Origin of the sequence: Acinetobacter terrestris (assembly GCF_004331155.1) — a bacterium.
Lineage (GTDB): Bacteria > Pseudomonadota > Gammaproteobacteria > Pseudomonadales > Moraxellaceae > Acinetobacter > Acinetobacter terrestris.
Map to the genome: position 1 here is coordinate 1 of NZ_SJNZ01000043.1, position 13,768 is coordinate 13,768.

Annotated in this window: 16 protein-coding genes and 1 rRNA gene; 6 read left to right on the forward strand and 11 right to left on the reverse strand. The window is 41.9% G+C overall.

Features of this window, described 5'->3' with window-relative positions:
• From E0H81_RS16030 to E0H81_RS15420, 4 genes are all read right to left on the reverse strand, one after another.
• A 16S ribosomal RNA gene (locus E0H81_RS16030) occupies positions 1–65 on the reverse strand; the annotation flags it as partial.
• A gap of 440 nt (positions 66–505) precedes the next feature.
• Positions 506–1,579 (reverse strand): DUF6670 family protein, encoded by a 1,074-nt coding sequence (locus E0H81_RS15410; RefSeq protein WP_131320165.1) that lies wholly within the window; start codon positions 1,577–1,579, stop codon positions 506–508.
• A 39-nt stretch (positions 1,580–1,618) separates the two neighbouring features.
• Positions 1,619–2,446: a CDP-diacylglycerol--serine O-phosphatidyltransferase gene (pssA, locus tag E0H81_RS15415; protein ID WP_131320167.1), complete on the reverse strand. Its 828-nt coding sequence runs from the start codon at positions 2,444–2,446 to the stop codon at positions 1,619–1,621.
• Positions 2,447–2,491: 45 nt separating this feature from the next.
• Positions 2,492–3,349, reverse strand: a complete 858-nt coding sequence (locus E0H81_RS15420; protein ID WP_131320169.1) for a 23S rRNA (adenine(2030)-N(6))-methyltransferase RlmJ — start codon at positions 3,347–3,349, stop codon at positions 2,492–2,494.
• 116 nt (positions 3,350–3,465) lie between these two features.
• Here E0H81_RS15420 and E0H81_RS15425 point away from each other — a divergent pair, with 116 nt between their 5' ends.
• Both E0H81_RS15425 and E0H81_RS15430 read left to right on the forward strand, forming a co-directional pair.
• Positions 3,466–4,068, forward strand: coding sequence for a 2OG-Fe(II) oxygenase (locus E0H81_RS15425; protein ID WP_131320189.1), 603 nt, complete (start codon positions 3,466–3,468; stop codon positions 4,066–4,068).
• Positions 4,069–4,159: 91 nt separating this feature from the next.
• Positions 4,160–4,687 carry a hypothetical protein gene (locus tag E0H81_RS15430; protein ID WP_131320170.1) on the forward strand — a complete coding sequence of 176 codons (528 nt, stop codon included), beginning with the start codon at positions 4,160–4,162 and terminating at the stop codon, positions 4,685–4,687.
• A 70-nt stretch (positions 4,688–4,757) separates the two neighbouring features.
• On the opposite strand, the gene E0H81_RS15435 is transcribed toward E0H81_RS15430, so the two are convergent.
• From E0H81_RS15435 to E0H81_RS15465, 7 genes are all read right to left on the reverse strand, one after another.
• Positions 4,758–5,018, reverse strand: coding sequence for a DUF2789 family protein (locus E0H81_RS15435; protein ID WP_131320191.1), 261 nt, complete (start codon positions 5,016–5,018; stop codon positions 4,758–4,760).
• A 108-nt stretch (positions 5,019–5,126) separates the two neighbouring features.
• Positions 5,127–5,387 carry a DUF2789 family protein gene (locus tag E0H81_RS15440; protein ID WP_131320172.1) on the reverse strand — a complete coding sequence of 87 codons (261 nt, stop codon included), beginning with the start codon at positions 5,385–5,387 and terminating at the stop codon, positions 5,127–5,129.
• Between the two features lie 144 nt (positions 5,388–5,531).
• Positions 5,532–5,789 carry a DUF2789 family protein gene (locus E0H81_RS15445; protein WP_131268986.1) on the reverse strand — a complete coding sequence of 86 codons (258 nt, stop codon included), beginning with the start codon at positions 5,787–5,789 and terminating at the stop codon, positions 5,532–5,534.
• A gap of 51 nt (positions 5,790–5,840) precedes the next feature.
• The gene (locus E0H81_RS15450; RefSeq protein WP_131320175.1) at positions 5,841–6,122 is read right to left on the reverse strand and encodes a DUF2789 family protein; all 282 of its coding nucleotides are present in this window, start codon (positions 6,120–6,122) and stop codon (positions 5,841–5,843) included.
• A 178-nt stretch (positions 6,123–6,300) separates the two neighbouring features.
• Positions 6,301–7,287 (reverse strand): malate dehydrogenase, encoded by a 987-nt coding sequence (locus tag E0H81_RS15455; protein ID WP_131320177.1) that lies wholly within the window; start codon positions 7,285–7,287, stop codon positions 6,301–6,303.
• Between the two features lie 169 nt (positions 7,288–7,456).
• The gene (locus tag E0H81_RS15460; protein ID WP_131320179.1) at positions 7,457–8,113 is read right to left on the reverse strand and encodes a ribonuclease T2 family protein; all 657 of its coding nucleotides are present in this window, start codon (positions 8,111–8,113) and stop codon (positions 7,457–7,459) included.
• A 34-nt stretch (positions 8,114–8,147) separates the two neighbouring features.
• Positions 8,148–10,067 carry a lytic transglycosylase domain-containing protein gene (locus E0H81_RS15465; RefSeq protein WP_165492642.1) on the reverse strand — a complete coding sequence of 640 codons (1,920 nt, stop codon included), beginning with the start codon at positions 10,065–10,067 and terminating at the stop codon, positions 8,148–8,150.
• A 408-nt stretch (positions 10,068–10,475) separates the two neighbouring features.
• Between E0H81_RS15465 and miaB the strand changes: the two genes are divergently transcribed.
• The 4 genes from miaB to E0H81_RS16440 form a co-directional block, all read left to right on the forward strand.
• On the forward strand, positions 10,476–11,933 hold the full coding sequence (gene miaB, locus E0H81_RS15470; RefSeq protein WP_131320183.1) for a tRNA (N6-isopentenyl adenosine(37)-C2)-methylthiotransferase MiaB: 1,458 nt from the start codon (positions 10,476–10,478) through the stop codon (positions 11,931–11,933).
• Between the two features lie 39 nt (positions 11,934–11,972).
• Complete coding sequence (locus E0H81_RS15475) at positions 11,973–13,046, forward strand: PhoH family protein (RefSeq protein ID WP_131320185.1); 1,074 nt, start codon at positions 11,973–11,975, stop codon at positions 13,044–13,046.
• Positions 13,047–13,065: 19 nt separating this feature from the next.
• Positions 13,066–13,548, forward strand: a complete 483-nt coding sequence (gene ybeY / locus E0H81_RS15480) for an rRNA maturation RNase YbeY (RefSeq protein WP_131320187.1) — start codon at positions 13,066–13,068, stop codon at positions 13,546–13,548.
• Positions 13,549–13,674: 126 nt separating this feature from the next.
• Positions 13,675–13,768: DUF4372 domain-containing protein (locus tag E0H81_RS16440; protein WP_214613818.1), on the forward strand; the 94-nt coding region annotated here is incomplete at its 3' end.

The window sequence follows — 13,768 nt, forward strand, 5'->3', positions numbered from 1 at the left end:
TCGACTTGCATGTGTTAAGCCTGCCGCCAGCGTTCAATCTGAGCCATGATCAAACTCTTCAGTTTAATATTGCTTAGTGCCTTAAAGGGCACCAATCTTGGCTCATCAATTTTCTGACAAATATTTCTCAAATAAACTTCGAGTCATTTCTACCATCAATCAATGAAAATAATTTCGATCGATCAACCAGTAAAAATCCACACAAGTTGTTCTTCATAATCTCTTAATGATCTTCTTGCTGATTCGTCACCAGCAAGCTAGGTCGGCTATACTACTCTCTTTACAAGAATAGTCAACAGGTTTTGTTGATTATTTCCAAACCTCTTCAAGACTTCCAGATTTTACCCTTCAGGCTAAATCCTTGTTTCTCAACAAGTTTTAATCAACATCACCGCCGATGGATGTGCATTCTACAGTATTTCAGGGCAGCTGCAACCCCTTTTCCGCATTATTTTACCAATAATCTTTCGACTGTTTATTTATTCTGCAAAATGCAGCACTTTTCTTATTTTTTGCACGCAAAAGGTACTGTATTAACTAATTTGTCCCGCATTTTTTCTTCTTTATCTTTTTCCTGCCAGTTTAATGAACGGCAATCGATATATTCACAGTAGCCACTTTCACCTATTTCGTCATGATGATTGATTTGGATTTGATATTTAAAGCTACCCACATAGCCTGCAGCCAAACCAAATTTAAAATCTCCACGACTCTGGGCTTGAACCGAAATACAGGTGCCATCTTTTCCTTCATAGCCCCATTCAAACTCACGCGGCAAATACATGTATTGTCCATTCGGGGTTTTAACTTTCGGATAAACCCGATGAACTTTAAAACGGACATTATCGTCAAACATTTGTGCCACGCCTGTCTTGGCATCGCGTAAATACAAACGTGACTGAACAATGCTATTAAAAGGGTCACGAATTTGCGCTAACAAAAGCTGACGATTATTTTCCAGATTGATAATTTGATAAGTAAAAAATGCTAAGGGCAAATAGGAAAAATTAACGGCGCGTGCATATTCGAAACAGCCCATTTGCTGAATTTCGAATTGCTGATCTTTATAAATAATCTGACCTTCACATTGACACAATGCAGACCAATGATCTGCCAAGCCCATGCGTAATTTTGTGAAATAAGAAATGATATTGCTGGTGGTTACCAATAAATCAAAACTCAGTTCTTTATCTTCACGCTGAATCCGAAAATGCGGGAAATGTCCTGAAATCAGTTCCCGATCGGCAAATTTGAAATATTCTTTTTTAAACTGACATTCTTTTTCAACAGAGTAGGAATTTAATTGTCCTCTCATATGTGGGCTGACGCTGGCAATAATAGTCGCTGTATCTAAAGCAGTAGAATGAATGGCACTTTCATTACGGAGCATGGGCGCATTGGGCTGGCCAATCACGCTCAGAAAATTTAAATAATGTAAGGGTGCAGGCAAATTCGGAATCATCAAGCCTTGATGAATAATTTTATAGCGCCCTTTTTGCGCATGATAAGCCAACTGCGCCTGAGATGGAGCCTGATTGAGTTGTTTAGACTGGTCAAATAAATCTTGAAACAACTGCATATCCTGCTCCTTTTTATTTTCGCTATAGAGGTCTCATTTTTATATAGAGGTGTTTTTTCGGGCCATAAATGTGGTTACGAAACCAGAAAGTGCGTAGATAATAGAAATCACTAAAATACCTACTGGAATATTATAAGTAATCGCGGCAAAGATGAATACGGCAATCGGCAACACCGCAAAAGGCACGCGTTTACGATCAAATGTTTTAAATGAATAATATTTAATATTCGAGATCATCAACAGACCTACCGCGACAATGAGCACGGCATTGATGATTTGAATACCGACTTCACGCAAATCAAAAATTGTAGGAAAGTCACGTCCTACCCAAACCAGGGTAATGATCAAAATGGCAGCCAACGGACTTGCCACACCAATAAAGTAGCGTTTATCGACCACACCAATTTGTACATTGAAACGGGCTAAACGGAATGCTGCACAGGCAGTATAGACAAAACAACATGCCAGACCGATACGACCTAAATCATGCAAGCTCCAGCTATACATTAGAATTGCCGGTGCTACACCAAACGCCAACAAGTCAGATAAAGAGTCATATTGTTCGCCAAAAGCACTTTGTGCGCCAATCGCACGAGCAACCCGACCATCTAGACCATCTAACAACGCTGCAAGAAAAATAGCGTAAATTGCCTGGGTAAAATCACCATTCATGCTGGCAATAATAGAGTAAAACCCCGACAGCAAAGCTGCTGTCGTGATCAGATTCGGCCACAGGTAGATGCCACGACGTTTCACCTTTTGTCCCTCATGGGTCTGCTCTTCTTCTTCTACTTCAAAAGTGATGCCATCGAAACCATGCTCATCACGGGTAGAAGATTCACTTTCAGGTTTATTTATACTTGTCATTCTTGTCGTTCCTAACTGTAGCCGTATCTCTCTTAAAGGTATAACTTATTCACCAACCAACCAGCGCACAGCGGCATGTCCGCCATTTTCACTCATACGTAAATGCGGGAATAACCACTGTAGTGCTTCATCTGCATCCTGCGAGAATTTCCAAGGTGGATTAATCACGAGCAAACCACAACCATTTAAACCCACCGGGGTGTCATCTGGCCATACACAAATTTCACACACCAATTGACGGCGAATACCGGTTTTCATCATTTTCTTTTCAAAACGATCAATCATGGCGCGGTCTTTAATTGGATACCAAACGGCAAAACAACCTGTCGGCCATTTTTTGTGCGCAGTCGCCAACAATTCTACCAATTGAGGGAAATCTTTACGTTCTAATTCGTAAGGAGGATCAATCATCACCAAACCGCGTTTTTCTTTCGGTGGAATAACCCCTAACAAACCTTCATAGGCATCACGTTCATGCAGACCTGCACGGCGGTCACGAATATTGAAATATAATTCTTGAAAAACTTCTTTTTGCATTTCAAAGATGGTCGCTTTATCAATATCGCGCATCCCTTCTAATGCAAACCAAGGTGAACCTGGATATGCACCTTTGCCTGAAGCGGCACGCATATCTTCAACCACTTTAAGATATTGCTTCACGCCTTCTGGGGCATTGCGAATAATTGAATCATCAAGTTTTACCAAACGATGAATACCGTTTAAAAACTCACCTGATTTTTGTGCAGCAGAGGTAGATAAATCGTATTTACCTGCACCACCATGCGTATCGATATAGCGATATGGTTTATCTTTGGCATTTAAACGTGCTAAAAGTTGAAGCAATAACACATGCTTCATAACATCGGCAAAGTTGCCTGCATGGAAATGGTGACGGTAATTCATGTTTCTTTAATTCCTATAATCAACGGACATTTTAGCATGAAAAAATGTTTCATTCCGAAGGATATCTTGCTCTAGAATACGCCACCTTTCTCCAGATTGTATTTGAGTATATGTGTATGGATGCAATTCACCTCCCAAAGTCATGGAATGTTGATCAAATTGTTGAAGATTTAGATCAACATGGTTTTACTCTTATTGACAATGCCTACCCTCAAGACTATGTACATGCTTTAGTTGAAGAATGTACTTCTAATTCAAACCGTTTTCGCGATGCAGCCATTCAAAGCGGCGTGGTCAATAACATTCGCAGTGACCATATTTTATGGATTAGTGACGAATTTGAAATTGCAAAACATCACATTGAAACCCTTAAAGAAATTTCTGAATTATTAAACCGTAATTTTTATTTAGGCATAAAAGAAGTCGAAGCACATTTTGCCTGCTATAACGCGGGAGAATATTACGCTTTGCATCGTGACAATCCACAGGGGAAAAATGGCCGTATTATTTCTACGGTTTATTATTTACATGAAGATTGGCAAGATGACTGGGGTGGAGAACTGCATTTACAGGACAAAAACGGGCAATGGCATACCATTCAGCCTAAACCAAATCGTATCGCAATGTTCCAAAGCGATTTATTACATGAAGTGATTAAAGCCAAGCATCAACGTTTATCAATTACAGCATGGTTACGTAGTGCTAATGTCTTGTTCTAATTGTTTATTATAAGATCAGCAAGCTGCATTTAACTTTAAATCCCGGGTTTTGCCCCTATATACTGATTATTCATCAATGAGGTATTGGCTAATGTTGGAAAATACAAAAAAAATTATCGAGCGTATCGGTGAGACGGATCAATTGTATTTGGAAAACAATACGCCTGATCTCGCTTTAGAACGTGCTGACTTGCGCTTACAACTGGTGGTGATTAGCCATTCACGTCAAGAACAGATTCATTTTCTGCAAGAAGCCGTGGTCCTGTTAGAGCAGGCCCGGATTGAATATGAAGAAATGCCAATGCGTTTGTATTTGAATCTGTCTTTACATCTGGCCAAGGCCTATATGCTGTATTTCGAAATTACCAAGGAACAGCGTTTTGCTTTAATTACCCAACAGATTTTAAAACCGCTTTCTCAACATGAACACAGCGACATCTATTTTTTCCTTGCCTATGCCTCTGTGTCTAAAAATCAAGTCGCCTTAACTCGACACTGGTTGACTAAATACAGCAAGTCCGCTGACTTCGATTTAGAACTGTTACAGAAACATCCTGCGTTTAGACCTGTACGTGAAGAACTCTGGTTTATGAAACTGCTACAAAGCAAAATGCACTAATTGCAGAAAATAAAAAACTCTCCGAAATGGAGAGTTTTTTATATCCCCGTATTTTTTAAGAATATTTATTCTAACTGTAAGCCATTTTTGATTTATTGGCGTTCATATGCAATTGCTGATTAAGCTCATCAATCCAGATCACCCATTCATCGGCATCTTCAACCAGATAACGGATCAGAAATTCACGCTGAGACTTATTCCAAAAAGGCGCATCATGTAAATTTTGATTTGCGGGTAGTTGATGGGTACGTATAAAGAGCTCAATGGCTGCAGGGCTATTGGCCAATCCCAATTGCGAAAACAATAATTCTAAGGACGGTTTATTACTCATCATTGCAAACTCCTTATTCGTAAAATTGTCATTTATTATTCAATTAACTTATAAGATATTGATAAAAAAACCTAGCAATAAAACTAGGTTTGTTGTTTCAATTTGTGTTTACGAATTAAACGATGCTGAAACTCGATGTTGCGTATGCAATTGCTCATTTAAGATATCTACTACCATTGCCCATTCATCGTCTTTTTTCCAGTGACTGATCAGGAAATCATGTTGTGCATGTGTCCAGAATGGAGCGTGATGCAAAGGAATATCCATGGTCAATTGATGGGTTTCTATAAACTGATCGATTGCTTCCTGGCTTGGGTCGAGACCCAATTGTTCAAACAAGAGTTCCAATGTGGGTTGCTGATCAAACATGCTGTTCTCCTCGATAACTTTTATCATTATTAAGCTATCAAGTTATAAGAATAGCCGCACAAATCCCAGCTTTCACCTCGTGCTTGTTGTATTTTTTTGTAGCAAAAAATTAGACCCGGTTGAAGAGCCTAATCTGTTTAAAACTTATTGTGCAGCAAGCTTGTCGCTTTCCACATGCAACAGCTGATTCAGCTTGTCAATAACCACAATCCACTCATCATCTTGATGCCAGTGCTCACGTAAAAAGGCACTTTGGCCTTCACTCCAAAAATCTGCATCTGGCAAAATCACTTCAGCCGGTAACTGGTGAGCTTTAACAAACTGTTCAATCGCAGCTTCATCTGCAGGCAAACCCAATTGTTCAAATAATAGTTCTAAAGTTAACTGTTGTTCCATAAGCATAAGTAAACTCCATCGTAGCGTTAAATTATGAGTGTGTTGAGATCAAAATTTTTAAGTTGATTTATGAGCAGGCGGCATATCGCAAGAACCCGAACCCTCTGCTTCAATGTGCAATTGTTCATTTAGCACATCGACAAAAATGGCCCAGTCATCATCTTCCTTCCAATGACCGATCAGAAAGTCATGCTGTGATTTGCTCCAGAACGGTGCTTTATGTAGAGGCACATCCATACCAATTTGATGGGTGCGAATAAACTCATCAATGGCTTCCGGGCTTGAATCCAGACCCAATTGTTCAAAGAAAAGTTCGAAAGTGGGGCGTTGCTCTAACATCGGACTAACCTCCATCTTTTTATCTATAATTTAATCTTGTTTCTACCTTAGATGGCTCATAATCAAAACTCAGTTGTCTCTCCTTCACAGCATGTTATTTTTTGTTCAATTAAAGTGACAGGCATAAAAAAAGCACCCCAAATGGAGTGCCTTTTCAACTTAATCTTTTCAGATCAAATTATTTAAGCATGTCAGCAATTGCTGCGCGCTCTTCTTCAAGTTCATTCAACGTAACGTTGATACGTTCACGGCTGAATTCGTCGATTTCAAGACCTTGAACGATTTTGTATTCACCGTTTTCAGTGGTTACAGGGAAACCGAACATTACGCCTTCTGGAATACCATAAGAACCGTCAGAAGGAATACCCATCGTTACCCATTCGCCATTTGTGCCAAGAGCCCAATCGCGCATATGGTCGATTGCAGCATTTGCAGCAGAAGCAGCAGAAGACAAACCACGTGCTTCGATGATCGCAGCACCACGTTTACCAACAGTAGGAAGGAATACGTTAGCATTCCATTCTTGGTCGTTGATCATGTCTTTAACGCTTTCACCGTTGATTGTTGCAAAACGGTAGTCAGCATACATTGTTGGAGAGTGGTTACCCCAAACTGTAAGATTTTTGATGTCTTTAACCGCTTTACCCGTTTTAGCAGCAATTTGAGATGCCGCACGGTTGTGGTCAAGACGTAACATTGCAGTGAAGTTTTTCGCAGGAAGATCTGGAGCAGAGTTCATTGCGATGTAAGCATTCGTGTTTGCAGGGTTACCTACAACAAGTACTTTAACGTCACGGCTAGCAACTTCGTTTAATGCTTGACCTTGACCGATGAAGATTTCACCGTTCACTTTCAACAAGTCAGCACGTTCCATACCAGGACCACGTGGACGTGAACCAACCAATAACGCGTAATCAGCATCTTTGAATGCTACTTTTGGATCATCAGTACCAATCATGTCTTCTAAAAGAGGAAATGCGCAGTCTTGAAGTTCCATCATCACGCCTTTAAGCGCTTGTTGAGCTTTCTCAAAAGGAACTTCTAACAATTGTAAAATAACCGGTTGATCTTTACCTAGCATCTCGCCGCTTGCGATACGGAATAGTAAGCTATAACCAATTTGACCTGCAGCACCAGTAACGGCAACACGAACGGCTTGCTTCATCTAATTATCTCCAATTGAGGATAGTCAATGCGATTAAATAGTTAGTCCATTTAATCTAATAATCATAAACGCCAAAGATTGTACTCCAATCATTGGCCCGATGCATGCAAAAGAGATAGAACTTCAACAAAAGTCTGATAGGAAATATAAATAAAATATGCCAAAAAGCTTAGTAAGAACCTTTTATGGTAAATGAATTTGGACAATTGGTTTCAACTGCTGTTGAACACTGTTTGTACTGCCCATTCGGTTTATAGCAAAGTTTGACTTCTGTCAGAATAGGCGTTCCCTTCACAGCCGTGCAATTAAACTTAATCGCACCTGCAGGCATCGCCGGATTTAAACGCAAGAACTGCAAGCGAAGATTGGTCAGATGCATAGTCCGGTTTTCAGGGCTGGTCAATTCAGTCGGCACTTTTAGACGTTCTGCATAATTAATGACAGTACGAAAATATTGACTTGCATTCATGGGTACACAACCGCCAATTGCATGCCAGAGTTGAATTCGCGCATTTTCATCCGGCATGACGCGCGCCACGACCTTAGTTTGTAAGGGTGATAAGACTGCCGAAGCTGCCGTTCTGCACTCCGATTCGGCCGTTTCAGGCAATAACCCTGAAATATTAAGTGCATAGCCCTCTAAACATTTTCGTTTTTTTGATTTTTGATTATCCAGCATACACACCGCAGGCGTCATTTGTACCACCATCACATAACCTTGTACTGGCGCTGCAAAAACATGAGATGAACACAGCCCCAGCCCTGCACCGCTCACGACGAACAGTGCTAATCGGGTTAAAACTGGTGTGTAGTCAAAAACAATCATTAATAACTCAAACCCCATCAACAAAAATTAAAATTTAAGGATTTATTCTCAATGGAATGACATTCATTCTTTTTTCAATGGATTGCGCACCTTGACCAAGCAATACCCCGTAATGCGTTGCGTTGGTCATGACATGTTTCACATAATCACGGGTTTCAGTCAATGGAATGCTTTCGGTATATTGATCCGCAGCAATAGATTGAGAGTCGGGTTGCCAGCGACGCGCCCGGTTTGGACCTGCGTTATAACCTGCTGTGGCCAGAACGGGGCTACTGCTCAACTGGCTTTGAATCATGGATAAATAGAAAGTGCCATAACGAATATTGGTATTCATATCAGACAGTGCGGCCGGGTTATAGGTTTCACCCATCTGACGTGCCACCAGTTTTGCGGTATCCGGCATAATCTGCATTAAACCGCCTGCACCCACATGTGAACGTGCACCAGTATTAAAACGGCTTTCTTGACGCATTAGTCCATAGGCCCAAGCAGGATCGATCCCGGCATTGCGACTATGGCTCACCACATAATTCTGGTGCGGCATGGCATAACGGTATGAATAATTATGCTTGTTTTCAGTACGATCGGCCGCATAGATTGCCCGGTCATACCAGCCCATATCTGTGGCACGTTTCGCTGCAGCAAGCAGCAAACCATCATCATGCTTTAAGTAGGCCTGACGCACCGCCCAGTTCCATTCGCGATTAATATAATTATCCGGTGCATTGACACGGCGTAAGGCAAAAGCACGGCTAAAATGAATATCCTGACTTAAGCGCTGTACATCACTATTGGTGGGCTGAACATTATTTGGAATATTGTTGTAGCTCTGCCCCAGTTTATCTTTGGCCAATAAATTATGGTAATCATCCCCTTGCGCCAATTTTTTAAAGATTTCCTGTGCAGTACGTTTAGAGCTGGCATCGCCGCGCTGTTCTGATGCGCGTGCCAGCCAATATTGCCAACGGTCTTCCTGTTTTTGCGTCACGCTCATGGCATCAATGGCACGAATCAAACTTTCCCAGCTACTGAAACGAATGGCCTGGCGCGCATAAATTTCTGCTTCTTCTGAGCTGAATGGCAGTCCATAACTGGCATTTAAATAATTCAGCACTTCACGGTTAAAGTTATTTTTCATTACCGTGGTACCACCAATATAGCCCACAGCCCGATATAACGCTTTTTGCACTTGCAGCGGTGTGCCTTCAGCGGCGCGTTTTACTGCAGACATGGCGGAATTTAAGTCACTATCTGCTAAACGCCCCATTGCAAAAACCAAATAGGCATGATCAACAGTTGATGCCTTAGGCGCAGACCATAAGTAATTTAGAGGATTGGCTTGAATTTGATTGAGCTGCGCGAGCGACAAACTCATGCCCAAGGTCTGTGCTGTAGCCAAAGCCTGACCGGATTGACCGGCGCGCAGCTGTCCCCATAGACGTTGCTGTCTATCCTGCTCGGTCATGAGTGGGCTGGAAAGCATCATGCGTCCTAAACCGGTACAGGATTCAGGTTGTGAATTGGTGGTCAGCCAAACATCCTTATACTCGGCAAAGACCAGCGGATCGCCTGATTTAGCGCGAACCTGTGCCACTGCACAGCTTTCGGCCTGATCGGCATTGGTGACATACTGCAAAACCGGTTGCGCGGTTGCAAAATCGGCTTGTTTTACTTTTTCTTCGACATAATCCGCAGCCAATTTTTCAGCCATGGCAGATTGCGGATAGCGCTGTGCGAAATTAACAATATTAGTGGAAGGTTGTGCAGATAAATTCGCGTTCAGTGACCAATATTCAGGGTAATAGCCGAGTACATCATTTTGCATTGAGGCCTGGTATTGCTGTAATAATCCAATATTTCCAGCATTCGCCGCTTGTAAGGCAGCATTGAATTGCTCATCTGCCGCATGCGTAATAGAAACGAAACCTGTTGATGCCAAACCTAAAGCAAGCATTTTATAATATTTTTTATTGATTACCCGATTAAACATATGCTTACCTTCCGTCATTTAGTATTGCCTTGGTCGCACCTAATCATTTTTAAGTAGTTTAATTATTATTAAACTACTCTACTGTTCTGTTATGTAACCTTATGATTAGACAATATTAATTTTCAATCATTTTTACTCCATAAATCAATCTTCTTGTCAGTTTATTTATATCTACAAGTTTCTCCCCGATTCCTGCTAAAATATGCGCCTTTCTTCTATTCAAATCACAGTTTTTAAAAGATTAAGCCCGCATGATCTTCTTGAATAAGTTTCAATTAACAATTGAAATGGAAAAAGAAAAACTGCTGGCCCGACCCAAAGCACGGGAAATCTTAAATTGTGGTTTCTTCGATTTATCCTTTAGGAGCCTACATGACGGTTCAAACCTTCATTCCAAATAGTGCCCAAGCTGCTTCAGAAAACACTGTTACCCAGCCACAGCACACCCCAGCCGACGATGCTTCAGTGAAAAAACTGTATATCGAAACGCAAGGGTGTCAGATGAATGAGTATGACAGTCATCGTATGGCAGACCTTTTAGGCGACTCACACGGTTATGTGTTAACGACCGATCCGAAAGAAGCCGATATTCTGCTGATGAATACCTGTTCGATTCGTGAAAAGGCTCAAGAAAAAGTCTTCTCTGAACTGGGTCGCTGGCGCAAACTGAAAGAAAAAAATCCGGATCTGGTGATTGGCGTGGGTGGTTGTGTAGCTTCGCAGGAAGGTGACAACATTCAAAAACGTGCACCTTATGTCGACATGGTATTCGGTCCACAAACCTTGCACCGTTTGCCGCAAATGCTGGATCAGCATAGCGACCAAATTGAGAAACCCAAAAAAGATAAAATCAAGCTGGTGGATATTTCTTTCCCCGACATCGAAAAATTCGACTTTTTACCTGAACCGCGTGTTGAAGGTCACAAAGCTTTTGTTTCGATTATGGAAGGCTGTTCAAAATACTGTTCTTTCTGCGTGGTGCCTTATACCCGTGGTGAGGAAGTTTCTCGTCCACTTGATGACGTGCTGGCTGAAATTGCAGGTTTGGCTGAAAAAGGCGTACGTGAAATTTCACTTCTCGGCCAGAACGTAAATGGCTACCGTGGTGAAACTTTCGAAGGCAATATCTGTACCTTTGCAGATTTACTGCGTTTAGTCGCTGAAATTCCGGGCATTGGTCGTTTGCGTTATACCACTTCACATCCGCTTGAATTTAATGATAACCTGATTCAATGTTATCGTGACTTGCCACAAATGGTTTCACATCTGCATTTGCCAGTACAAAGTGGTTCAAACGATGTATTGAAAGCCATGAAGCGCAACCACACCATCGACGTGTATATCGAGAAGATTAAAAAGTTACGTGCAGTCCGCCCTGATATGCATTTATCAAGTGACTTTATTATTGGTTTCCCCGGTGAAACCGATGAACACTTCGAAGAGACTTATCAATTCATTCAAGATCTGGATTTTGACCATTCATATAGTTTCATCTATTCAAAACGTCCAGGTACGCCAGCATCTGAATTACCAGACAGCACCCCGGAAGATGTGAAAAAAGAACGTCTTGGCAAAGTGCAAAAATGGATCAAGCGCTCAAGCATTGATAAAACAGATGCCATGCTCGGAACAATTCAACGCGTCCTGATTGAAAACGTTTCTGACAAGGATCCAAACCTGTTGGTGGGTACGGCCGATAACACCCGTTACGTGTCCTTCATTGGCGATCCCGCTTGGGTTGGGCGTTTTGCAGAAATTGAGATTACTGAAATTAAAACTTTAAATTTTGTTTACGGTGAGCTCTTGAATCTTGAGCCTGACGTGGCGTAATGTAAGGTGATCAGTTAGACCATTTTATAAGGAATTCTCTTGACTGCAGCGATTCGACGTACAGTAAATTTTCCTGGTGTTTCGATGGAGCGTTTAAAAGGCATGCTCGGTGCTTATAACGGTCACTTGAAACAAATCGAACAACGTTTAGATGTCAAAATTTCCCATCGAGGTGATGCCTTTTACATCGATGGGGATATCGATGCAGTAGAGAGGGCCGAAAGCCTCTTGATGCGTCTGTATGAAGAAACTGAAATTTCCCAGCAAATTAGTGCTGACACCTTGCATCTGATGATTCAGGGCAGTCAGACGGATCGTGAGTTACAGATTGATCCAGATCAGGAACATACAGGTCTGGATGATGTCTGGTTACAGACCCGTAAAGGCCGGATTAACCCGCGTGGCGCGAATCAAAAACGCTATGTACAGCGTATTTTGCAAAGCGACATTTCATTTGGTATTGGTCCTGCAGGTACTGGTAAAACGTATCTTGCTGTGGCAGCCGCAGTCGATATGCTAGAACGCAATGAAATCCAGCGTATTCTGCTGGTTCGTCCTGCGGTTGAAGCCGGTGAAAAACTGGGTTTCCTGCCGGGTGATTTAAGCCAGAAAATTGATCCGTATTTGCGCCCGCTTTACGACGCCTTGTATGAAATGCTCGGCTTTGAAAAAGTCGCCAAACTGATTGAACGTCAGGTGATTGAAGTTGCGCCCCTCGCCTATATGCGTGGTCGTACCCTCAATCATTCTTTCGTGATTTTAGATGAAGCGCAAAACACCACGCCTGAACAGATGAAAATGTTCCTGACCCGTTTAGGTTTTGGTTCACGTGCGGTGATTACCGGTGACATTACCCAGGTCGATTTGCCGCGTGGTCAACAATCTGGCCTGGCGCATTGTTTACGCGTGCTTGAGCCAATTGCTGAAATTCATATCACTCGTTTCCATTCCCGTGACGTGGTTCGTCATCAGCTGGTACAAAAAATTGTCGAAGCCTATGAAGGATGGGACAGTGAACAACACCGTCTTAGTGCTGAAGCACGTGCAGAACGCAAAGCGCGTCAGGAAGCCATGATTGCTGAAAATGATGCCGCTGCCGATGCCCAGGACTAAGATTATTTAAGGATTCATTTTGAAACTTAGTCTCTCGCTCCAACAAGACTTTCAAGCTCCCGAGCTTGTGCTGAAACGTGCTTATATCAAGAAAGTGATTGAAACAGCACTTCGTTATATCGATGTCAATCAAGACTGCGAAATCGGGATTGCCTGTGTCGATCATGATGAAAGCCATAAATTGAATCTGGAATATCGCCAAAAAGACAAACCGACCAATGTCTTGTCTTTCCCCAGTGATATTCCAGAAGAGGTTTTACCCATGCTTGATGCATGGCCGATGGGTGATTTGGTGATTTGTATTCCTGTGGTTTTGCAAGAAGCGATTGATCAAAGCAAAACCCCGATTGAGCATTTCACCCATATGCTGGTTCATGGTGTATTGCACTTAATGGGCTATGACCATGAAACTTCCGAAGCCGACGCTGAGGAAATGGAAGCTTTGGAAATTAAAATTTTGGCCAAGTTGGGATTTGATAATCCTTATACCGAGCAAGACTAAAATTCATGTAATAAAAAAGCGGGCTTAGGCCACTGCTGTCCCATAGTTTGATTTAAATAAAAAACCTGAGTCCAAATCGTTAAAATATGAGTGCAAACAAACACTTTAACGACCAGGATTCAGGTTTTGTCACATCAGAATACCGTATTTCATCAGCTTATTAAACCCGTCGTGCGACAGGATTTTGAGCAACTTGCTAAAGTACACCATGTTGGACAGA